We start from the raw sequence: 24,507 nt of genomic DNA, 5'->3' as shown, positions 1-24,507 counted from the left end.
TTAGTTTTGTGTATTTAATCTGTACTCTGGTTAAGAGATTTATTATTTAGAGTTCAGATTATTTAGTAGAATTTATAATTCATACCAAGTTGAAAGGTTCGTCCATAGTTCTCACGCTGATACAGGACAGCACCACCAGATAGCTCATTACCTGCGAAATAGCGAAGATCAGATTGATCGGTTATGTTAATTGCATCAAAGTAAGCGCTTAGGTTTTTGCTAAAGTCATACTTGAGTTTAAAATCTACGGTAGTAATTGCGTCTTGATATATATCCGCCCATTTTTTACATTCGTGGGGATCAGATATATTTGCAGAAGCAGGGCAAGCACCAACTTCTTCAAGGATTTTTGAACGGTAATTACTGATTAAACGAAGTGACAAATCGTCATCTTCCCAACCGAAAGAGATGTTAGCAGTAATATCTGCTTGTCCAGGTAGTGGCATTTTATCTACACGTATAGAATCGTCTAGCGTTGCTTCACTGCTTACTACCGTCATATTACTTTGCCAAAACAAACCATTTTCAAAAAATTGATTAAAGCTCAATTCCATACCATATACATTGGCAGTGTCACCATTGAGTGTGATATCTACTTGATTTAGTTGTAAGTCTTGTAAAATTGCAAACTCAGAAACTTGATTAACGGGCAATGTTAAAGGCAATTCATCCAAGCGCATTTGAATACCTGAAACATCAACGATAAAATTATCAATATCCTTATAAAAAACAGCAAGTTCCATAAAGAGTTCTTTTGAAGGATACCAACCAATTGATGCATCGAAGTTAGTTGAGCTCATTGCAACTAAGTTTGGATTACCTACTTGTAATGCGTTATCAGGGCCTAAAACATAGTTTTGTAAATCAAGTGCGCTTTGGCCATCCTGCGAGTTAAAACAGTCATCGGTGGCTGGATCACACAAGCTAATGTCATTATCAAATTTCGCATAACCACGTGCTTGTTTAAACGAAGGTCGGGTATAACTAGTCCAAAGTGATGAACGTACTAATACCGTATCAGATGGCTCATACCGTATATGCATACTCGGAAAATATTCACTGTAAGTGATACTACTTTCGGGAAGGGGGACAGCTAGATCGAGTGTGTTTATACCATCGAACTTCCAATCATCATTCTCAAGTGACATAAAACCAGTGGATGAGAATTCAGTGTGCGCATAGCGTACCCCAGTGATTACTTTTAAGTTATCCGCTAGACGTAGCTCAGTCATTACGTAGGCGGCATAAGTATCTTCGTTTAATGTATAATCTTCTTTAGTACTATCAATTGACGTTTCACCACCGGTGGCACTTTCGCGCGTAATTGATGTTGCATCAACCATGTATTCCATTTGCGAGCGAGATACAAACGGATAAGAGAAATCACTATTATTAGGTATTGCGTAGTCATAGTTAGTTATATTAGAGTTCGCAACAGTAATACAAGTTTCATCCCCATTGCAGTCACTATCATCAATGCTATAACTCCAGCGATCTTTGTTGTTATAGTGCTCGCGTTCATTATAGGTACCACCAAACTTGATATAATTTATATACTCCGAGTCAAACTGTTTGGTTAAATCTAATTTTAAGCTACTAATTTCGTCAGTACGAGTGCTGTCTTCCATAAACAAGTTATCGTATTCCATGTTGGAAAGATCGCTTAAATCTCCATCAGCTTCACCGTTGAATACATCGCCTTCGTTACTTAATGCAAACCCGCCTAACTCAGCGGCTTCTGCGGGAGTAAGTACACGTGCCACAATACTGTTTTTAGACGCTTTGCCGTAGACAATATTTTCTCTTTCACGAAATTGCACACGACGGTCACCTACAGACTCATCATCTGTTTTTGAATATGCATACTCATAATTTATTTTCCAGTCATCACCTACGTAATTTTCACCCCCAATACTCATATTAATAGTGGTTTTTTCGCCTTCTTGAACAAAATATTGGTTCATTACATCAATGTCAGACAGTGCAAATTCTTTAGTTTCTGAATTTACATAAATAACTTCGTCATCTTGGTCGCCATTATAAAAATTATAGAATTCACGTAGTGCTATATCTTCATCTGTATAGTTTGAGTAATTGGCACGTAAATAGTAGAAACCAGAGTCTGTTGGTTTAAATTCGATATTAACCGTTGCGGTAGTTCTTTCCCTATTTGCTATTTCACGGCGGTTTTCTAATTGCGCAGGAGCTAAAATTTCAGGTGCGCTTTCAATGTCTTCCGCAGTTAAGCCTATTCCACCTTTTAAAAAATTTAAATCACGGGTACTGTGATGCCTATTTTCATCCACTTGTGTTTTACGATCTTCGTAAGATAAGGCAAACCCAATACCAATGGTGTCATCAAGAAACAATTGAGTCCCATCAATACTAAATTTAGGAGAGTGTTTTTCGCGCAGCTCATTGTAAGCGTCTTGAATTTTTATTTTTAGGGTATTCTCACCTCGATCATAAGCAGAGATCGATTTAACATTTACAGCACCACCAATTGAATTTAGGTTCATGTCAGGAGTCAGTGTTTTAAAAACTTCAATGGAACCAAGAGAATCACTCGTTATACCGTCCAAACCTACTTTTCGGTCATCTCCTGCGCCAGATAACTCAGCACCGTTCATATTTATTGCTACAAACTTAGGTCCTAAACCACGAACAGCTACGTATTTCCCTTCTCCTTCACTTCTTTCCAGTGTTACACCTGGCATTCTTCTTAATGACTCTGCGACATTTTGATCAACAAAGTTGCCCATGTCATCAGTTGCAATAACTGAACTAAATGCATTACTGTCTCGCTCAAGTGCACGTGCTTTTAAATCAGCTTGGTAAATACCGGTAACACTAATAATTTCAATATCATCTTCTGGTGTTTGAGGTTTACCTTCTTGTTTCGATAATGCACTAGAGATCGGCTTTTCTTTATTGTTAAGCTCATCAGCGGTTGAAGAGCTTTGCCCATAAGAGGGAAGGGCTAATAATAATGCAGCTGCTATTGTGCTGAGTCTCATGCTTTTCATGATTTTTCCTTTATATAAGAGCGTTGTGTGTAACAAAAATGATACTTAGATGCCTATTGCCACCGGTGGCATTTGTGTTTTATGACGTTAACACTTCATTAATAAATATGTCAATCGTTTAATATTCGGGCAGTTGATTTGTGACTACGTAGTTGAATATAGTTATAAAGTATTATTTGAAGTTTTAGTATGTGTTATTTAAGGCGCTGTAATCGTGGTTTGTTCATACTTTTAGATGTGTTCTAATTAAAAAAGAAAATAAATCAGCTTGGGTCGTTAATCTACTTATTTAAAAATTTATTATAAATACGAAAAGAGTATAAGGTTTTGTGCTAATAAACTTTTTATAGTTAAAAAAAGCGACTGACTGTTTAGTTAGCCGCTTTTTAAATTTATTTAGGAGCTGTTGATTTTTTCGGATTAAAATTTTTCCTAAATATCAATTTTATTACCTCTTCATATCACTCTTATGATAGAACTACACAAATAAATAATAAAAATTAAGCTAATACATGGTTTCCCTACAGCAGTGGCAGTCTAAGGGTTCATTTACCCAAATTAATGGTCATCAAATATTTACAAAAGTAGCCGGCGATGTAACAAAACCTGCAATACATGGCTTTCCAAGTGCTAGTTGGGACTGGGAAGGTATGTGGCAAGCGCTTAGTGAACATTATTTTGTAATTACACTCGATATGCTAGGTTTTGGTTTGTCAGATAAACCTAAAAATGCAGGCTATAAAATTACTGAACAAGCCGACTTATATACTCAATTTTTAAAAACGTTAAATATTAATGATATACATATTTTAGCTCATGACTATGGCGATACTGTGGCTCAAGAGTTATTAGCAAAGCAAGTAGTTAGCCAAAGTGACTTTAAAATAAACAGTGTCTGCTTTTTAAATGGTGGACTGTTTCCTGAAGTGCATAACCCCTTATTTATACAAAAATTATTATTATCTAAGTTTGGTTGGCTAGTGCCAAAATTAATGAATAAACAAAAATTTGCCAATAATTTAGTGACTATTTTTAGTAAAAGTACACCCCCTTCAAAACAAGTGGTAGACACACTTTGGGAGTTGCTAATTTATAAAGATGGTTTAGCCGTTATGCCTAAACTTATCAGTTATATAAAGCAGAGGCAGCAAAACAGAGAGCGTTGGGTTGGTGCCATCATAAATAGCAATATACCACTTACGTTTATAGCAGGCGCAGAAGATCCCATCTCTGGTAAGCACATGATTGAACATTATAAAAAGCTGATCCCCAATGCGCGCATACAAGAGTTTGTAGAGCTTGGGCATTATCCGCAAGTAGAAAATCCAGATGCAATTACGAAGGCTTATTTGAATTTTAGATATTGCCAATAAAAACGCAGCTACTAAATTAAGTGCCGCGTTTATAAATTTTAGAACTCTGAGTATTTAGGCTTTGAACCTTAATATTTTTGCTTTGGTGCTTTTAATTGTTTTTCAAACTCATCTGAAAACAATATCGTGCCGTCGTCTTCCTCAGTAGGAAAGGCTGCAATAAGTAAATCATCCTGTTCAAGGCCTGGTGTCCAGCGACTAAACCAATCAGCAAGTGGAATTGCTTTAGCGCTACAACCAACCCATTCGCCAGTTGCCCATGCCTCTGCAAATTCGCGAGTTGGCCAAACTGGCACACAGTCGTCATCTTCGTTGGCAAGCATAACGCAGCCATCATCATCGTTTAAAATCCATACTTGTTTAAATTGTTGTACGGTTTCGAACATATAGGCTAGGCGTTTTTTTGCCCCAAGCCCTAAAATTACTGCGTGTTCTTCACTTAAATTTGGCGTTGCCATAATTAGCTCACTCTTAATTACTATATCTAAATTATATGCACACAAGTATATCGAGTTATATGACAGAGTGTTGAAAAGTTGTTATTTAATTTCAGCAATGCAGATCTAATTTGTATATTGACCAGTATAAGTCCTCACTAATTTGAGCGATCATTCAAGATAAGCTTGAATGTTTGTAAAAAGGCCACATTGTAGTAAGCATATATTTAATGAAGGATTAAAAAATGACAACCGATCTACTTGCTCCGTTTAAACTAAATAACACGATTGAGCTTAAAAACCGCGTAATTATGGCGCCATTAACGCGTTGTATGGCTGACGATAACTTAGTGCCAACACAAGATATGGTTGAATATTATGCTCGCCGTGCCGAAACCGGTTTAATTATTAGCGAAGCAACTATTATTCGTCCAGATGCGCAAGGTTACCCAAATACACCGGGTTTATTTACCAGTGAGCAAATTCAAGGTTGGAAAAAAGTAACAGACGCAGTGCACGCTAATGGCGGCAAAATGTTTGCACAGCTTTGGCATGTTGGCCGTGTTGCACATCCTCACTTTTTTGATGGCGATGTACTGGCACCATCGGCAATTGGCGTTGAAGGCTCTGTGCCTCGTATGCGTGAGCTTACATACATCACACCAAAAGCAGCGACTATAGATGACATTAAGGGCCTAGTAGCTGATTACGCAAAGGCGGCAGAAAATGCGATTGAAGCGGGTTTTGACGGGGTAGAAATTCACGGTGCTAACGGGTATTTGATTGACCAGTTTTTACATTACGCTGCAAATACACGCAGCGACGAATACGGTCAAACGCCTGAAAATATGTCGCGTTTTGCACTAGAAGTAACCGATGCAGTTATCGCCGCTGTAGGTAATGAGCGTACTGCTTTACGTGTTACACCGGGTGCTTATTTTAATATGAGCGAAGATAACCGTGATAAAGCGGTATTTGATTACTTATTACCAGAGCTTGAGAAGAGAGATTTAGCATACTTACACGGTGGTATTTTTGACGACAGTACAACGTTTGATTCGCTTGAAGGTAAAACAACGTCTGAATTTTTACGTGCAGGCTACAAAGGTACATTAGTAGGCGTTGGCAGCTATACTTTTGAGTCAGCAAAAGAAGCAATTAACGATGCTAAGTTTGATCTTATCGCTATTGGTCGCCCGCTTATCGCAAACCCAGATTACATTAGCAAAATTGCAAACGGTGAAGAACTAGTACCTTACAGCGATGAAATGCTAGCTGAATTAAAATAACAGCTAAATATCATATTTAGTTATTAAGGCACCTTAAGCCAAACCTTTGGGTGTCTTTTTTTGTACATATTCCCGCCATAAATCTTCCATATTTGTTTAACCTTTATGTAAATAAAGTTCATCCTCGTTGTCATATTTAAAATTCATACTGTGCTCGTTTTCATATTTCATAATTAAAACTAAACGGGACAACAATGTACGCCTTAAAAAACAAATCGCTATTGAGCATGGCTATTGCCATGGCTGTATCAACATCTACTTATGCTAACGACAGCACCATAGAAGAAGTAACCGTTGTAGCTAAACCAACGAGCTACGCTAACAATGTTATTGAGCCTGCAATGCTTGAGCAGCAAAGTTCGGTATCGAGCATATTATCGGTTATTGATAACTTACCAGGTATTAGCATAAACGAAGGTGATGCATTTGGTGGCGACGATTGGTCTACTACAATCACTATGCGTGGTTTTAGTATTGATGGGAACCAACAACAATTAGGAATGACCGTTGATGGCATTCCCAATGGTGGCTCTAATTACGGCGGTGGTGCTAAAGCTAACCGTTACTTGGAGAGCGAAAATTTAGCAACGGTAGAAGTAGGTCAAGGTACGTCTGATATTAAGTCGGCTTCACTTGAAGCACTAGGCGGGACATTTAACTTTGTAAGTAAAGACCCAAGCCTTGAAAAAGGCACTACCTTTGCTTATACATCAGGCAGCCACGATGCCACGCGTTATTATATTAAACACGAAACAGGCACTGTTTTTAATAACACACAAGCGTACGTAAGTTACTCGCAAACAGATACAAGCCGCTGGATTGGTTCAGGCAGTAATGGGGGCAAAGACAACCAACACGCTGAGCTTAAGTTTGTATCTAATTTTGACGATTTAACACTTACTGGTCGTTTATCTTACGATGATGTAAGCGAGACAAACTATAACAGCGTAAGCCTTGAGCAGTTTGAACAAACACCCGATTGGGATCAGCTAACATGGAATTGGACAGGAGTTCCGCATTTTGACCAAATGTTTGCAGAAGGTTGGGGAACGCTTCGTGAAAATACCTTAGGCTATTTAAAATTTGAATACGCGATTTCGCCAACTTCATTATTAACCGTTAGTCCTTATTATCATAAAAATTCAGGTCGCGGCGATTGGATCCCACCTTATTTAACAACGCCTGTTGATGAAAATGGCGACCCAACAACCGAGGGTGGCACTAATGCAGGCTCTTATGGTTTTGCTGATAGTGAAGGCAACCCGCTTGCACCCAATGCCGATTGTACGCAAAGTTTGAGCTGGCCATGGGAGTCGGGTCCTGGTTTAAATCCTGCGTGTTACGATGCAACAGCAACGCCTGTTATGTCTTACCGCCATACGCATTACAACAAAGATCGTTTAGGTGTAACGGCAAATTACCAAGCTACATTTGGTGATCACGATATCGAAGCGGGCTTTTGGTATGAGCAAAGCGAACGTGATGAATCGCGTGATTGGCACAAAGTAATTGATGCGCGTATTTATCATCACTTTGATAGCACGCCTTACTGGACACAATACAAAAACACTTTTGATACCGATACATTCAAATGGTACCTACAAGACTCGATTAATTTTGGTGACTTAACATTAAATATTGGTGCAAAACAATATTTAGTTGAATTACAAAAATACGACCACTTTGCTAACGAAAGATCAGATAAAGTAGATAGCGATTCAGACGTGTTATTTAGTGGTGGTGTATTGTATCAGCTAAATAACAGCACAGAATTATTTGCCAGTTACAGCGAGAATTTTTCAGCAATTAAAGACGGTGTACTTGAGCGAGATAGCTCAACACTTACAAACATAGAGCCAGAAACTGCCGACAACATCGACTTTGGTGTACGTTACCAAGCCGACAGATTAACCCTTACAGCAACGGCTTACAGTGTTAAGTTTGATAACCGCATTACCTTTATTGCCCCTGGTAGTGGCACAGATGGGATTGATTACACCATTGGTACAAATGGCTCGTACGTAAATGTAGGGGGTATTGACTCAAATGGGCTTGAGCTTGCAGCAAGCTATATGTTAACACCAAGCTGGAGCGTGTATTCGTCGTATACTAATAGCAGTTCTGAGTATTCGTCGGATGATCCAAATGCATACGATTCACAGGGTGTAATATTAAGAGATGAAAGTGGTAATGAGGTAGCACCGAGCTTTAGAAAAGGCGACAGCATAATAGATTCATCAGAAGATTTATTTGTGGTATCTACCGATTACTTTAGCGATGGCTTTCGTGTTGGTTTATCGGCTAAATACACCGGTGAGCGCTTAGGTGCATGGCAAGACGAAGACACTCGCACGCGTAATAAAGTAGACGGCTACACCGTACTTGATTTTAATGCAGGTTATTCAACTGACGTAGATGCAGGTCCGTTTAAAGCCATTGACGTATCGTTTGTTGTTTATAACGTTACTGACAAAAGCTACTTAGCAGGTGGTACTGGTAACGGCGCTACTTATTACATTGGCGCGCCACGCACCGCAGCAGTTACATTTACCGCTGACTTTTAATTAAGTTTTAGTAATTGAATTAAAATAAAGCCCATCATTGATGGGCTTTATTATATCAAAGGGCGCAAAACGCGATGAAAACGATTTTAAAAGTAACACTATTTAGCTTAAGTGTATTAGCGAGTAACTTTGCAGCAGCAGCGCAAAATGTAGTGCTGGTAACGCTTGATGGAGTACGCTGGCAAGAAGTATTTAATGGGGCTGATAATAGCTTAATTAATAATACTGATTTTGTTAAAAAGCCAGAGCAATTAAAGACCCAGTTTTGGGCAAAAACAGCAAATGAGCGCCAGCAATTACTAATGCCTTTTTTAACGCAAGTAGTGGCTAGAAAAGGCATTATAATTGGCGATAGAGCTAACAGCTCTACTATGTCGGTAAGTAACCCGTGGTATTTTTCATACCCTGGTTATAACGAAATACTCACCGGTGAAGTTGACGAAAATATAAATAGTAATAACAAAGTGCTCAACCCAAATAAAACTATTTTAGAGCGTTTAGATAAGTTACCTGGGTTTAAAGGTAGCACAGCCTTATTTGGCAGTTGGGATGTATTTCCATACATTGTAAATACTAAGCGCAGTAACGTGTATGTAAATGCAGGTTTTATGTCAATTGCAGAGAATTTATTCACTGATGCGCCATTATTAAATGCGTTACAAAATGAAATCCCCAGTCCTTGGCATAACGTACGACTAGACAGTTTTACATATCGCTTTGCTAAAGCGTATATGTTGGCTAAAAAGCCTAAGTTGTTAGTGATAAGTTTAGGCGAAACCGATGACTTTGCGCATGATGGACATTACGATCAATACCTTAAATCGGCAAGGCAAAGTGACGCGTTTATAAAAGACTTATGGGCAACCATTCAAACTACAGCAGGTTATAAAAATAACACCACACTAATTATTACTACTGATCACGGCCGTGGCAATAATGCCAACGATTGGCAACATCACAGCTCTAAACGTGCACTTGCTGAGCTAGAGTTAGGTGAAAATACCTACCCAGAAGGAATTGTCGGCTCTGAACATATTTGGCTTGCAGCCATTGGCCCCGCAATAAAAGGTAGTGGCTTAATTAAAACTAAAAATGAGCTTAAACAAGCGCAAATAGCGGCGACCGTTTTAAAGGCGCTTGGGCAGAATCCAAATGAAATAAATTCAAATATGGCGCCTGCTATTAGCGAGATTTTAAAATGAAGAACCTATTAAAACCATTAACCCTAACTGCCTTGGCGTTGAGTTCGGTTATTAGCGCAAGTATTACTGCCGCGCCATCTAAAATCCTATTTGGTTCGTGTGGGCATCAAGATAAAAACATACCCATATTTAATACAATTAATAAAGAGCAAGGGGGTTTGTTTATATTTTTGGGTGACAATATTTACGGCGATACCAACGATATGGATGTACTTGCCGATAAGTACCAACGTTTAGGGGCAAAGCCTGGTTTTAAAACGTTAAAAGCGCAAACGCCTATTATTGCTATATGGGATGACCACGATTATGGCCAAAACGATGCCGGTAAAGAGTATCCGCATAAAGAGCAATCACGCCAAATTATGCTTAATTTTTGGGATGAACCTGTAAACTCAGCGCGTCGCACTCGCCCTGATGGAATTTATACCTCGTACATGTATGGTGAAAATGAGCAAACCATACAAGTAATAATGCCTGATTTACGTTGGAATCGTGATGCGCTAAACCATGTAGGTGAGCTTGAATACTACACTAAACGTAAGTTAAATAACCAAGGCCCGTATAGTCCCAGTGAAGTGAAGGGCGCATCCATGCTAGGTGAAGCCCAGTGGCAATGGCTTGAACAAGAGCTTAAAAAGCCTGCTGCAATAAAATTGATTGCCTCAAGCTTACAGCTTTTACCCGATTTTACAGGTTGGGAGTCATGGGCAAACTTTCCTGAAGATAGAAACCGTTTATTTGCATTGATTAAAAAGCATAAAGTAAATGGGGTAGTGATCATCAGCGGCGATACGCACTGGGGTGAAATATCAAAGTATCAGCAAAACCTTGATTACCCATTAATTGAGATGACCAGCTCTGGCTTAACTGAAAAATGGAAAGACGTAAGCCCTAATAAACACCGAGTAGGGGATTTTACTCATAACGTAAATTACGGTGATTTAAGTATAGACTGGCAGCAAATTGATCCCACTATTTCACTTAAATTAAAAGGCATTGATGGCGAAGTAATAATGCAAAGTGACTTTAGTTTATCAAGTATTAGCCCTTATAAATAAACTCACTACTACGCACAGTATATAAAATAGATGCTGTGCGTATAAAAATCTGTAAATTAGTTCTTAACTCTCTGATTTATTAAAGCCAATTACCCGTTTGCGCTACCCCTAATATTGAAAATATCTTACACTGGTTTTATCTCAAGCAAGGTCAGTGTTATATGCTAAATATTATTCAATCAAACCGGATGGAAGCCCTGCAAGCGCAGTTCCACCAGCTGTTAAAAGTAAACCCATTGCAAAGCCCGTTCGACAAAGAAGTAGTGCTAGTGCAATCGCCGGGTATGTCGCAGTGGTTAAAAATAGGTTTGAGTGAAAACTTAGGGGTTGCAGCGCAGGTAGATTTTCCGCTGCCGTCGAGCTTTATTTGGCAGCTGTATCAGCAATTGCTGCCAAATGTCCCTAAAGAGTCGGCATTTAATAAGCCCAACCTTGCTTGGAAACTGTTTGCAATTTTACCAACCTGTATTGACGAGCCATTATATTTGCCGCTAAAAACTTATTTAGAGGGCGATATTGACGGGCAAAAGACCTTTGCGCTGTGCGAAAAAATAGCCGATGTGTACGACCAATATTTAATGTACCGACCGCACTGGATAGCCACATGGGATAGCGGAAAAGATGAGCTTGATGATGTAGATGTAGCCATTGCCCCATGGCAACCTGACTTATGGCGACGCATTGTAAAACTAAGCCAAGAGCTTGGGCAAAGCCAATTTCATCGCGCTAATATGCAAGGGCAGTTACTTGCAGCACTTGAAACCATGGATAATAGCTTACTGCCACAACGCATTAGCTTATTTGGTATATCGGCGATTGCCAGTTCCCAGCTAGACGTATTTGAAGCGCTGAGTAAAAAAACAGAGGTTATATTATTCTTTTTTAACCCAAGTGAGCATTACTGGGGCGATATTATAGATGAAAAAACAGCAGCTAAAATAAGCGCTAAATACGCCAAAATGCCGCTGGTGGAAGCGCAACAAAAAAAACAAACCAATCCAGATGAAGAATACTACTTTATAGGTAATCCGTTGTTATCGTCGTGGGGTAAATTAGGTCGCGACTATTTTGAACAACTTGTACAGTTAGATGCCCGTTGGATAGATGGTTTTATTGATGTGTTTGACGACACCTTACTAGGGCAAGTACAAAGCGAGATTTATCAGCTTGCGTTTAAAGGTGAATCGCTGACCGATAACAAAGAGTGGTTTATAAACGACGAAGGTAAGTTACCAATCAGCGCAACCGACACCAGTATTACGCTAAGCGATTGCCATACACCGCTAAGGGAAGTTGAGCGCTTGCACGACTACTTACTTAACTTATTTAATCAAAACCCAACGCTTACTCCCAAAGACATAATCGTCATGATGCCCGATGTAGGTACTTACAGCCCCTACATTGAAGCCGTATTTGGCGGAGCACAAGGCAGCCGTTTTATTCCTTACGCATTGGCCGATTTAGCCATAGAGCAAGAAAAGCCCGTCCTTAGCTCATTTGCGAGTTTAGCTAACTTACCGTTTTCGCGCTTTGGTGTGTCCGATATTCTCGATTTATTACAAGTGACGCAAATAGCCGAAAAATTTGGGCTTGAAGCGCACGAATACGAGCAAATTCAATACTGGCTTGAACGTGTTGGGGTTAAATGGGGTATAAACGCAGCGCATAAAAGCAGCTTTGATTTACCCGCTATCGATTTAAATACCTGGCAACACGGGCTCAACCGTTTATTGCTTGGCATTGCCATGCGCGACGAACAATGCCCGTTTAACGGCATTTATAGCGCTGACGAAGTAGAAGGCATGGCGCTTGATACACTCAATAAGCTCGTGCACTTTATTGATGTACTGCAAAGCTTTAAAGAGCAGCTAACGCCCGATGATACGCTCACTAATAAAGCGCATATTTTAAGCGAGCTATTAAACGCCATATACGAAAGTGAAAGCGACGACAGCTGGGATTTATTAGTACTTCAAAACGTGCTCGAAGAGTTACAAAAACACCACGACAACGGCGATTACAGCAAAGCGGTGTCGCAGCGTATTGTTAGTTACTTAATTAAACAAGGCATTCAAGAAAAAGGCGTAGGGCAGCGGTTTTTGGTTGGACAAGTAAACTTTTGTACGCTTATGCCCATGCGCGCCGTGCCATTTAAGGTGGTATGCATGCTGGGCTTAAACGATGCTGACTACCCGCGTAACGTACAACCCATTGGTTTTGACTTAGTGCCTTATTCTAAAAAGCAAAAAGGTGACCGATCACGTAAATTAGATGACCGCTACTTATTTTTAGAAGCGCTACTGAGTGCCCGCGACAACTTATACATGAGTTACATTGGTCGCTCGTGTTTTGATAACCAACCGCGCATGCCATCAACGCTTGTAAGTGAGCTGTTAGAATATATTGGCCGTAGTTTTGTATTAAACGATAAAAGTGAAAAAACGCTGCCCGCATGTCTAATCAATCAGCAGCATTTACAGCCCTTTAATAGCCATTATTATTTAGCCGATGAGCAAGCTAATACTGTGCTGAGTAACCACAGTTACAACCCAATTTGGCTGCCAAGTGAGTCAATTAAACCAGAGCCAGTTATTGCACTTGATGTGACTGTGCCAGAGCAGCTAGATCTTGATGTGTTTATTAGAAGTGTGTGCAGCGCACAAGAGAGCTTTTATCAACAAACATTAGGTTTACGCCTGCCACAATTTAACGAAGTAGCAAAAGACGAAGAACCCTTTAGTTTAGATGCGCTGCGCCGTTATTTTTACCTTGATGAAATACTTAAAGCCAATATAAACGAGCAACCACTAAATACCGAACAAATACTGCAGCGAGGTGAGTTACCTCAAGCCAATGTAGGCAGCCTCATATTTGAGAGTATGGAGCACCGAGTTGACGCGCTTGCAGGGCAAGTAAAAGAGCACATTAAAGGCGGAAAAAGTGAGCCGATAGAAGTTTTGCTTACCATTGAAGGCAGCAAAATAGAGGGCTGGCTCAATCATGTGTATTTGCAAAAACAAGTGTTTTACCGCAGTGCGAGTATTAAAGCGAAAGATTTAATTAAAGGCTTTATTTATCACCTCGCAGCGCAAAGTATGGATCAACAAGTAGAAACATTGTTACTTGGGCTCGATAAGCAAATTACCTTTGCGCCGATTAATAAAGCTGATGCCGATGCATTGTTACTTGATTGGTTTGAGTTATACAAAGCGCTGCGCGCAGAGCCTGTGCCATTTTTTCCGGTAAGTGGTTATGAATACGTTAAAAGCGGCGGCGATATAACAAAAGCAATGAGCAAATTTAGCCCGCAATACATAGGGCGAGGTGAGGGCGAAAATCCGTATATTCGCTTAACGGTGCAATCGCTAAACGACTGCCAAGAAGAATTTATAAAATGGAGTGATAAATTGCTCACGCCGTTATTTGAACACGCAAAGGAGAGTGACCATGCAAGCACTTAATCCTCTTACTATGCCGCTCATTGGTCAAAGCTTAATAGAAGCCAGTGCGGGTACTGGTAAAACTTATACAATTACGGGGCTGTATTTACGTTACTTACTAGGTATGCAAATAGAGGGTGAGTTAAATACGCCGCTCAGTGTTGAGCAAATTTTGGTAGTAACCTTTACCGACGCTGCCACCCAAGAAATTAAAGACCGCGTACGTAGCCGAATTATTGCTGCGCGCGACGCATTGCTTGGACAAGACCCAAACGACGAACTCATTGAAGGCGTAATTGCCAAAATTGATGATAAGCACCGCGCGTTTGATTTACTCGATGCAGCTGCTAAATCAATGGACGAAGCGGCTATTTTTACTATTCATGGCTTTTGTCAGCGGATGCTAAAACAACATGCGTTTGAGTCGGGTGTGGCGTTTAATCTCGAATTTATTTTAGATGAGCGCGACATACTGCTCGAAACCATTAAAGATTTTTGGCGCGCGTTTGTATACCCACTTAACAAAGAACGCACCGATGCTATTTTAGATGTATTTGCCGCACCAGAGGCTTTATTCGCTCAAGTGGCGAGCATTTTAAATAAAGCTAATGCGCACATTACACCACAAATAAATTTAGATGATGTATGGAAAGCCCGTGACGAGTATATAATCCGTGTACCTGCATTTAAAAAAGCGGTGTTAGAGCAAGAGTTTATAGGTGCTATTAAAGGCTCGGGTTTAAGCGGGTCTAAAACGCCAGCACGAAAAGGCAGCCTTAGTGCGCTTGAGGCATTTTGTTTAGGCGGCGATTTGTTTTTTGAATTTGGCACTAGCAAGTATTCGTTTGAAGTATGGAGTACAGAAAACTTAAGCGATGTAGCTAATTATAAAAAAAATCAGCCATTATTTGTGCATCCATTACTGAGTCAGTTTGACGAGCTTGCCGCCCTAAATAACACCATAAACCAAGGGCTCAAAATAGCAGTTATACAACATGCAGCACGCTGGGTAAAAGGTGCAATAGTTAAGCGTAAGCAAGAGCAAAGCGTGATCACCCCAGATGACTTACTGACTAATTTACACAGTGCGCTTAATAACGAGCAAGGCGACGTACTAGCGCAAAAAATTGCGCAGTTATTTCCGGTTGCCATGATTGATGAATTCCAAGATACCGATCCGATTCAGTACGGTATTTTTAGTAAAATTTATGGGCAACAAAATACCACGCTTGCCATGATAGGCGACCCCAAGCAGGCTATTTATGGCTTTAGGGGCGCGGATATTTTTACGTATATTGGCGCAAAAGAAGCTGTACAGACTGATCAGCAATTTACGCTGGGTACTAACTTTCGCTCAAGCACCGACATAGTCAATAGCGTTAATAGTTTATTTGGCAAACATGCTAACAGCTTTATTTATAACGACGCTATACCGTTCAACGCAGTAGCTGCTAAAGGTAAAAAAGCGGAAGACTCTTTTTTAATTGATGGCAAACCCGCGACCGCATTCGAATTTAATGTATTTGTGGATGAAGCCGCCGATGAAAAAAACAAACCAACCAACAAAGGTGTAGGGCAAGCACATTTAGCCACTCACTTTGCTAATAAAATAGTGACCCTGCTTGAAAAAGCAAAACAAGGGGATGCGTGTATTGGCAGTACCCCTGTCAGCGCTGCCGATATTTGTATATTAGTGCGCGACCGTGTTGAAGCGCAAATAATGAAAAAAGCGCTAGGTGATGCCAAAATAGCCAGCGTGTATTTATCGCGAGAAAGCGTTTTTAGCCAAGAGCTTAGTCATCACCTACTTAACTTTTTAACAGCGCTGCATGGACAATATGATGAGTCATTGCTGCGCGGTGTTTTAGCTGGTCCGCTATTTTGTTTAAGTTATAACGAAATACATGCACTCGCTGATGATGAAAATAAATGGCAAGACTACTTAAACTTTTTTGCACAACTTAGCCACATTTGGAACAAGCAAGGCGCTATGGCAATGCTTGAGCGCTTAATGAGCCATAACCAACTTAGCGCTAAATGGCAAGGGTTAGGATATAACGTTGAGCGTTGGCTGACGGACTTTAGGCACTTGGGCGAAATACTTCAGCAAAAACAAATAGAGCTTGAAGGCACGCTGCGTTTACTGCGATGGTTTGCACAAAAGGTAAGCCAACAAGACGGTGAAACAGTACAAGTACGCCTAGAAAGTGACGCCAACTTAGTTAAAATTGTCACTATGCATGCCTCAAAAGGGCTTGAATACCCACTGGTATTTATGCCGTTTGCCAGTGGTTATCGCGAAACAAAAGAAGCGCTTTATCATAATAATGGCAAGCTAGTTTACGATTTAAGTAAAGACGAAGATGCCCTTCAAAAAGCAGAACAAGAACGCCTAGCTGAAGATTTACGCCTGCTTTATGTAGCACTTACTCGCGCTGTGCATTTTTGTGCGCTGGGGGTTTATAACATTGGACAAGGGCAAAGTAGCCGCTTAGCAATGCAAAGTAGTGCACTAGGGCATGTTTTATTTGCAGGGCTAGAACTTGCCAGTAGCCAAACATGGCGCACGCATTTAAGTGAGTTTTGCGACGCTAATAGCGCAATGAGCTATCAGCAATTTACCTCACAAACGTTATTAGAGCAGGGCACGCTTTGTTTTAGTAATAGCAAAATTGCGCAGCAAACGTTAAGTGTTAATAAAGTAACGGCAAATATTGAGCGTAATTGGCGAGCAACCAGCTTTAGTGCGTTGAGCTTTAAAAAACACAGCGACCAATTAGCCCCAGGGCGAAGTGATGAAGATCACGAAAAAGACGAGTTTGCCGTGCAAGAGGACGAACTACCATCACCTTATAGTTTTCCTAAAGGGGCAAAGCCTGGTAGTTGTTTACACGAAATATTTGAACAAATAGATTTTACTAGCCCAATAGTTCACCCAACTAATACTGAGCAAAACTTATCTGAGGTAGTTAAGCGCAGCCTTGAAAAGTACCACATAGGTGAGCAATGGCGAGAAGTGGCTGAAAAATGGGTGCTTGATGTTCTTGCGTGTCCCCTAGATAACAGCCTTCTTTCATTGGGTGTGCTTACACCCAATGATTGCCTAGTCGAAATGGAATTTAATTTACCCCTTGAGAGCTTAAGTGCACCTAAGCTAAACGAAATGCTAATTAAACATTTTGGTTTTGCACAAAGTAAGCTTGAATTTTCGCAAGTAAAGGGCTTGTTAAAAGGCTTTGTCGATTTAATATTTTGCTACCAAGGTAAATATTATATTTTAGATTATAAGTCTAATTATTTAGGTAGCACGCCAGCTGATTACGAGAGCGACATGCTTGAGCAAGCGATGAGCAGTCATCAGTATCATTTACAGTATTTAATCTACACGGTAGCGCTGCATCGTTTATTAAAACAACGTATAGCTGATTACTCGGTAGAAACCCATTTAGGCGGCGTGTATTACACGTTTTTACGTGGGATGCCCGCAGGGCAAGGCGTGTACTTTAAAAAGCTAACTGAAGAACAAGTGATTATTTTAGATGGCTTATTTAGCCAAGGAGCCATGCTATGAGCGATTTAAATGAGCAACCTGGCTTGTTTGACGATATAGACGAGACACTTAATAATGAAGCCGTAGAGCCTCTTACTTCAAAAAATGTAGCACAAGATGCTTCATTAGAGGACATTGTGTTAAATAATACGATTATCGAAGTCCCGTTACTTGAGTATTTATTAGCGCAAAATCGACTACGTGTGGTTGATGTTAAACTCGCAGAATTACTGTGTGCTAATGACATTGAGCAAACTCATAATGAGCTGTTTTATATTATTTTATTACTTTGCTTATCGCAGCAAAGTCAGCATAGCTGCCTAACTTTAAATGAGGTTGATTGGAATAATCCTTTTAACTTGCGCAATAGTGACTTTAATAAACTCGATGGCAATGTACCCAGTACGCTAAGCCCATTTGGTGATGACTTTAACGTACACACAGCGCTTAGTTATTTACAAAGCCATGAAAGCGTAGGCGAAAATAAACCACTGCAACTGTTTAACGAGCGACTTTATTTTGCGCGCCTTGCCGGTTATGAGCAAACACTCGCGGATAGATTACTAAGTATGAGCGAGCGAAAGCTCAATATTAACAATGAAGTATTGGCTGAACTTTTAAATACCTATTTTCCTGCAGATTCTGCAATTGAAACTGATTGGCAAAAAGTGGCATGTGCGATTGCCGCCACCAAAGGCTTTAGCGTGATCACGGGTGGTCCTGGGACAGGTAAAACTACCACAGTGACTAAGTTACTGGCTATTTTACAGTCACTTTATAAAACCGCGCCGCTTAGCATTAAGCTGGTGGCACCGACTGGTAAAGCCGCTGCACGTTTAAGTGAGTCTATTTTGGGCGCTAAAAATATGCTCACAACGATTCCTGATGATATAAAAACGCTGATACCGCAAAGCGCCCAAACTATTCATCGCTTATTAGGCGTAAAACCGTTTACTAATAAATTCAGACATAACAAAAGCAATCCGTTGCATTTAGATGTACTAATTATTGATGAAGCCAGTATGGTCGATTTATCGCTGATGGCTAAATTAATAGAAGCACTTCCTGCGCACGCGCGATTAATACTCCTAGGTGATAAAGATCAGCTTGCCTCGGTAGATACCGGCAGCGTAATGAGCGATTTATGCCAAGGTTTAACACTTGGACAAACGCCACGCTACTCGCAAGCACGTTGTGATGAGCTAAATAGCTTATGTTTTAATAATGAGCCTAAGCTCGTAGCGCAAAGCGTGAGTGAATTTAAACTCGCAGATTGCGTTGCCTTTTTACAGCACAGTTATCGATTTGATGCACAAAGCGGCATTGGTCAACTCGCACTTGCGGTAAACACCAATAACACCGGTATTTTAAATTACGTTGAGCAAGAAAGTACTGAAGGGCGTTTTAACGATGTAATTTTAGATTACGACTTTGTAGCAAAACCGATTGAAAAGCTAGTTAAAAGTGCAGCAAGTCATTATGCAAAATACCTTAACTTAATTGCCCAAGGTGCAGATGTTGCACAGGTGCATGCTGCTTTTGCTAGTTATCAGCTTTTAGCTGCGGTACGAGAGGGCGATTACGGCGTGCATAGCTTAAATCAGCGAATAGAGCGCGTATTGCAGCAGCAAGGTTTAATAACAGTTAGCCCTAATACTCACCACTATACGGGTATGCCTATTATGGTGAGCCAAAACGATTACCAGCTTAAGTTATTTAACGGCGATATTGGTATTTTAATGCCCGATGAAAGTAATCAGCTCAAAGCCATATTTATTGATGAGCAAGGTAATCAACGAGCATTTTCGCCAGCACGACTCCCTGCACACGATAAAGTATACGTAATGACTATTCATAAATCACAAGGCTCAGAGTTTAGTTACACCGCTATGGTATTGCCACCGCTAAAACAAGCGCGTATGGGTATTAACCGGCAATTGGTGTATACGGGGATAACCCGCGCTAAAAATAAGTTTGAACTGGTGGCTGACAAAAAAGTACTGCAATTAGCAATGAATAAAAGCGTATCTAGGGCATCAGGTTTATATGAAAGGTTACAATTTTAAGCTTAGTTTGTATTTTTGATTAATAATTTAGCTTCAAACTGCTTGTTATTTATCGCGTTATTATAAATGTCTTCTATACTAAAATTAACTTTATATTGAATGTATTCGGGCGTGTTGATCTTTGGTGAGTGAATTTGCAGCAGTGTGTTTGGTTTTTAGGCAAGGCAGAGCCTATGTAGTGTGGTATTCCCCATAAATAGGCGATAACGTAGTATAAATACCAAACATACGCTGCCCTTTGGGTTCTTTCTAGGGACGATTAACTCTTTGTTGCTCGGTTTTTACTTAGCCCACTAGGTTACAAACCTCGCGCCGTGATTTAATCGCCCCTAGATTGAACAAATTTCAATCCACAAAGGTCAACACGCCCTAGTAAGGATATTAATGTTTTTTTCTAAAAATAAGCAAAATGAAATAGCCTCTTTAAAAGCAGAACTCTATCCGTTACAACAAGTGTGGGAAGGGCTTTACCGAGAGATGTTAGTACTAAACATTCTTTATGATGGTAGAATTTCGCACGCTAATGATAGGTTTTTAGAAAACTTAGGCTACAACGAAGACGATCTTACTAATAACTCTTTTGATGATTTTATTACTGAGTCGTCTCGTCAATCTTCAGAATTTAAAAGCCTACAGCAAGCTATAAAAAAAGAAGGGCATTGGGGTGGCGCATTACAAATAATACGCCGTGATGGTAAATCAGAATGGCTTCGCTTAATAGTTCATCCGGTGAAAGGCGAGCAAGATCAACTTCTTTATTTTTCTATATTTGGTAGTGTGCTTACAAAAACAATTACAGCTTCTCGCGAGCAAAGCGACACTATTAAAGCAATATATCGCTCTATGGCTGTAATCGAATTTGATTTAGAAGGACATGTTTTAAAAGCTAATGATCAATTTTTGGTAGCTATGGGCTATAAAGAAAGTGAAATTATAGGCAAGCACCACCGTACATTTTGTGAGGGATCAGAAGCAAACTCTCAAGAGTACTTGCAATTTTGGACTAAGTTGCGGGAAGGAAAATTTATTGCGGAACGTTTTAAGCGCGTAGATAAACATGGCAATATTGTATGGTTAGAAGCGTCATACAATCCAATCTCAAATGATGCAAATGAACTTTATAAAGTAATGAAATTCGCGACAGTTATTACAGAGCAAGTAAATCAAGAAATAGCAATATCACAAGCGGCCGAAATTGCTCATGGCACCTCAACCCAAACCGATAAAAAAGCAGAGCAAGGTGCGCTTGTTATACAAGATACAGTCGCTGTTATGACTGAGTTGGCCGTTAACATGGAGCAAGCTGCTAGTGAAATATCAGCGCTCGATCAGCAGTCACAACAAATTGCGAGCATTGTACAAAGTATCAGCAGTATTGCCGAACAAACAAATTTATTAGCGTTGAATGCCGCAATTGAAGCAGCTAGGGCTGGAGAGCAAGGTCGAGGTTTTGCTGTTGTTGCAGACGAAGTAAGGTTGCTTGCATCGCGTACCTCAAAAGCAACAGAAGAAATTGTTGAAGTTGTGCAGCGTAATCAATCACAGACACAAAATACGGTGGCTGTAATCGAGAAAGGTAAAGAGAAAGCAGAGCAAGGTTTAGCATTATCTAAAGAGTCAGGTGATGTGATGCAGGAAATTCAACAAGGTGCGCAAGAAGTTGTGAATGCTATAGGGCAATTTACTAATGAACTTAAAGCTAATGGTTAGCCTAATTGTCTCCTCATTTTAAAGCTGGTCTTCCTAAAGCACTTAAACATTAAAGGTTTAAATGCTTTAGAAAAACTTAGCCACATTTGCATTCATAAACACGAAGCTAACCGAATTAGTTTAATTTTAATACTCCTCAGTGTAATCTTTTAAATCAGTCCAATAATTTCAAATTTAACAATTATCGTTTTGTTAACCCATTAATAAATGTGAAATAAATTATTTTCCAACACAAATGATAATAAAATGTTGCATTTTAGTGGTTTGTTCCTAATACTGTTGAATGCCTGAGCTGACAAGCTCAAGTACATTGAACATGAATACCTTAAATATAAATAACCTGAGCTTTAGATAGTAAATCTATCTCAAACTGCTACTTCAGCGCCAACTGCGATTGCAACAGATCCACTACTGACGAGTGAATTAGCCTTGTTTTCACTGAAAATCGCTGGCTTAGAGAAAAACAAATTTGACTATCATTGTGGTTCAATATGTTAGTAAATCTATTAGTTAGAGTTGAGGTTAAATAGTAAATATAAAACACACCACATTAAGGAATTGTATGAACAACAACAAACGCACACACAAACTAATAAAACCAAGCCATTTACTTGGTGCGGGACTCGCTATGTTAATGAGTTTTTCCGCAGCGAGTAAAGATTACAAAATTATATTAATTCATGGCTTACAAGTGTCGCAAATAACAAATAAATCAGGCAGTGATGTTGTCAATGATGGTGAAACATATTGGCAATCGTACTGGAGTAATCGCGCTGACGAACGCATTGATTGGCCTTCATACGAGCGTGTAGAGGGTAAAATAGCCACTGATTGGGTTTGGCCTAAGTTGAAACAAATTTCGCGTTCTAATTTGTGTAACGATGGCTGTGTGCTTGTAACTCATTCTACAGGTGACTTAGTTGCACGCCATATTATTGATAATCAAGAAAACTGGTTAGAAAACGCGGGGCTACAACCGCTTAATATTGTTGCTACGTTTGATTTGGCAGGGGCTGGCGGTGGAAGTGAGCTCGCTGATATTGCAGTGAGTGCATTAACCGGTGCTTCATGGAACTTTGCGATAGATGCTGCACTCAAATGGTGGTTAGGCAGCGATGTAACGCAAGCAATTGGTGTATTACACGATTTAAAAGTAAATAATGCACGTAAAATTTCACCATTTCCTGACGCACGCACACCACGCTTACGTTTTGTTGCTGATGGTAATGCATACTTAGGCCTAACGGGTGGTTTTTTAAGAGGTAACGATGACTCCGTTGTAGCATCACACTCATCATGTGGGGCAAGTTCTGTAGGATCGTTTGGAAGCTGTAGCCGCAGTATCGATACAGATGGACAGTTAGATTCACAAGGCGATGCAGTAACAAGCTTTATGCCAAACCATTATCCTATGATGATGAGTGATAGCTATAGCCACAATGAAATTCATAATGCACAACGCAAAGGTAATGTAACTATTGCGATGAATAATGTGAATGTTGATGGCCAAAACGTAGGTTTTAATACGTTTGATGAATCAACAGGTACTTGGTTTTGGAAAAAACAATACCGGTACATAAAGGATTCTAATAATTTAAGTGCATCGGCGCTTATTTATAATGTGATTCCATAATATAAAAGCGTGCAGTTACTAACTGCACGCTTTATGCAGGATATGAATATAGCCTATGAAAAAATTTTATCTGATCACTTTAATCATTAGCGTTGCTTTATTTGTGCTATGGTTTACAAATAATAATGACTCAAAAAAACTGGATGAGACAGAAAAAAAACCAATATCAAAGTCTCTTAGTGCCCCAAATACAGATCCTGTAAAAGTAATAGCCATTGATGTACCTAAAGTAAAAAAAACACCATCTAAACAACAAATTGCTTTTAATGAAGATTTAACAAAAGCAGCTGAACAAATAGTTATGCAATACGAAAGTGCACTTAAATTTCCTCCTTATTCTCAACCGTTGAGCACATTAGATGAGGATCGTCTAAAGCCAAACCAGTTTTATCCGGTATCGAGCCCAATTGACGAAACTGGCTCTGCGCTTACGTTAAGCCTTGAGCAGTATCGTTTTGTATACCCAGAAGAAATAAGGTTAAACGTAAGCGCGCAAGGGCTCGGTAAAGTGGTGGTTGAGCTGGCAAATACAGACACAAAAGAGGTATTAAATACTCATACTGGCAGTGCACACGAAGGAGAGGCGAGTATAACGTTTAAAGCTAAAGAAGATTATCCTCGTAGTTTACAATTGTTTGTAGAGGCTGATGTGGCAGGTAAAAAAGTACCCGTAGTTGCGCAAATTCAATATATGCCACCAAGTGCAACCTTAATTGGCTTTAATACAGCCTATGCACAAAATGAAAATATGCTTATACCAGCAAATCTAACCGTCATAAAAAGCGGTTTATATCGGGTGAGAGCTAATTTATATAATGGTGATACACCACTAGCTCATTTAGTATCAAAGAAGAGGTTAACGCAGGGGAGTCAAACACTTAATCTAAAAGCTCACTGGTCTGTATTACCACAAGGTATTACAGAAATGCGCTTAAGTGACTTTGTTGTTGAGAGAATGTCACCAAGCCCAGGTGAGCGAAACAGCTTTGGGAATAGTGAAATAAGTCAATTTGATATTAACGATTTTTCGTACGATAGCTTGCAGCAATTACCCTATCAGGCTAATGCACAAGAAAAGCTGAGCTTGGAGTTTTTACAAGGCTTAGCTGAGAGTTGAAAATAGAGCGTAATACTAAATTGGTAAATTATAAGGGTTTGT

The 24,507-nt window shown here is 39.8% G+C and carries 13 protein-coding genes; 11 read left to right on the top strand and 2 right to left on the bottom strand.

Annotated elements, in window-relative coordinates:
- Positions 1-62 precede the first annotated feature (62 nt).
- Positions 63-3,026 carry a TonB-dependent receptor gene (locus AOR04_RS10905; RefSeq protein WP_096793358.1) on the bottom strand — a complete coding sequence of 988 codons (2,964 nt, stop codon included), beginning with the start codon at positions 3,024-3,026 and terminating at the stop codon, positions 63-65.
- Between the two features lie 512 nt (positions 3,027-3,538).
- Between AOR04_RS10905 and AOR04_RS10900 the strand changes: the two genes are divergently transcribed.
- The gene (locus AOR04_RS10900; protein WP_096793357.1) at positions 3,539-4,399 is read left to right on the top strand and encodes an alpha/beta fold hydrolase; all 861 of its coding nucleotides are present in this window, start codon (positions 3,539-3,541) and stop codon (positions 4,397-4,399) included.
- A 68-nt stretch (positions 4,400-4,467) separates the two neighbouring features.
- Here AOR04_RS10900 and AOR04_RS10895 read toward each other — a convergent pair whose 3' ends face one another.
- Positions 4,468-4,857: a DUF2750 domain-containing protein gene (locus AOR04_RS10895; RefSeq protein WP_096793356.1), complete on the bottom strand. Its 390-nt coding sequence runs from the start codon at positions 4,855-4,857 to the stop codon at positions 4,468-4,470.
- A 224-nt stretch (positions 4,858-5,081) separates the two neighbouring features.
- Here AOR04_RS10895 and AOR04_RS10890 point away from each other — a divergent pair, with 224 nt between their 5' ends.
- The 10 genes from AOR04_RS10890 (at position 5,082) to AOR04_RS10840 (ending at position 24,465) form a co-directional block, all read left to right on the top strand.
- Positions 5,082-6,125: an alkene reductase gene (locus AOR04_RS10890; protein WP_096793355.1), complete on the top strand. Its 1,044-nt coding sequence runs from the start codon at positions 5,082-5,084 to the stop codon at positions 6,123-6,125.
- A 194-nt stretch (positions 6,126-6,319) separates the two neighbouring features.
- Positions 6,320-8,689, top strand: a complete 2,370-nt coding sequence (locus tag AOR04_RS10885; protein WP_008139144.1) for a TonB-dependent receptor domain-containing protein — start codon at positions 6,320-6,322, stop codon at positions 8,687-8,689.
- 74 nt (positions 8,690-8,763) lie between these two features.
- Positions 8,764-9,891 (top strand): alkaline phosphatase family protein, encoded by a 1,128-nt coding sequence (locus AOR04_RS10880; RefSeq protein WP_096793354.1) that lies wholly within the window; start codon positions 8,764-8,766, stop codon positions 9,889-9,891.
- Positions 9,888-10,949: an alkaline phosphatase D family protein gene (locus tag AOR04_RS10875; protein ID WP_096793353.1), complete on the top strand. Its 1,062-nt coding sequence runs from the start codon at positions 9,888-9,890 to the stop codon at positions 10,947-10,949. The genes AOR04_RS10880 and AOR04_RS10875 overlap by 4 nt, the downstream gene beginning before the upstream one ends.
- Before the next feature lie 161 nt (positions 10,950-11,110).
- A complete protein-coding gene (gene recC, locus AOR04_RS10870; protein ID WP_096793352.1) occupies positions 11,111-14,410 on the top strand; it encodes an exodeoxyribonuclease V subunit gamma in 3,300 nt (1,099 codons plus the stop codon).
- The gene (gene recB / locus AOR04_RS10865; RefSeq protein WP_096793351.1) at positions 14,397-17,960 is read left to right on the top strand and encodes an exodeoxyribonuclease V subunit beta; all 3,564 of its coding nucleotides are present in this window, start codon (positions 14,397-14,399) and stop codon (positions 17,958-17,960) included. Before recC ends, recB begins: the two co-directional genes overlap by 14 nt.
- Positions 17,957-20,005: an exodeoxyribonuclease V subunit alpha gene (gene recD, locus AOR04_RS10860; protein ID WP_096793350.1), complete on the top strand. Its 2,049-nt coding sequence runs from the start codon at positions 17,957-17,959 to the stop codon at positions 20,003-20,005. The genes recB and recD overlap by 4 nt, the downstream gene beginning before the upstream one ends.
- A 384-nt stretch (positions 20,006-20,389) precedes the next feature.
- Complete coding sequence (locus AOR04_RS10850) at positions 20,390-21,715, top strand: methyl-accepting chemotaxis protein (RefSeq protein WP_096793349.1); 1,326 nt, start codon at positions 20,390-20,392, stop codon at positions 21,713-21,715.
- 562 nt (positions 21,716-22,277) lie between these two features.
- Positions 22,278-23,348 (top strand): hypothetical protein, encoded by a 1,071-nt coding sequence (locus tag AOR04_RS10845; RefSeq protein WP_096793348.1) that lies wholly within the window; start codon positions 22,278-22,280, stop codon positions 23,346-23,348.
- 55 nt (positions 23,349-23,403) lie between these two features.
- The gene (locus AOR04_RS10840) at positions 23,404-24,465 is read left to right on the top strand and encodes a hypothetical protein (protein ID WP_007375306.1); all 1,062 of its coding nucleotides are present in this window, start codon (positions 23,404-23,406) and stop codon (positions 24,463-24,465) included.
- Positions 24,466-24,507 lie beyond the last annotated feature (42 nt).

Origin of the sequence: Pseudoalteromonas sp. 1_2015MBL_MicDiv, assembly GCF_002407505.1 — a bacterium.
Lineage (GTDB): Bacteria > Pseudomonadota > Gammaproteobacteria > Enterobacterales > Alteromonadaceae > Pseudoalteromonas > Pseudoalteromonas fuliginea.
The sequence above is the reverse complement of the archived record's forward strand: the minus strand, read 5'-3'. Positions and strand labels throughout refer to the sequence as shown.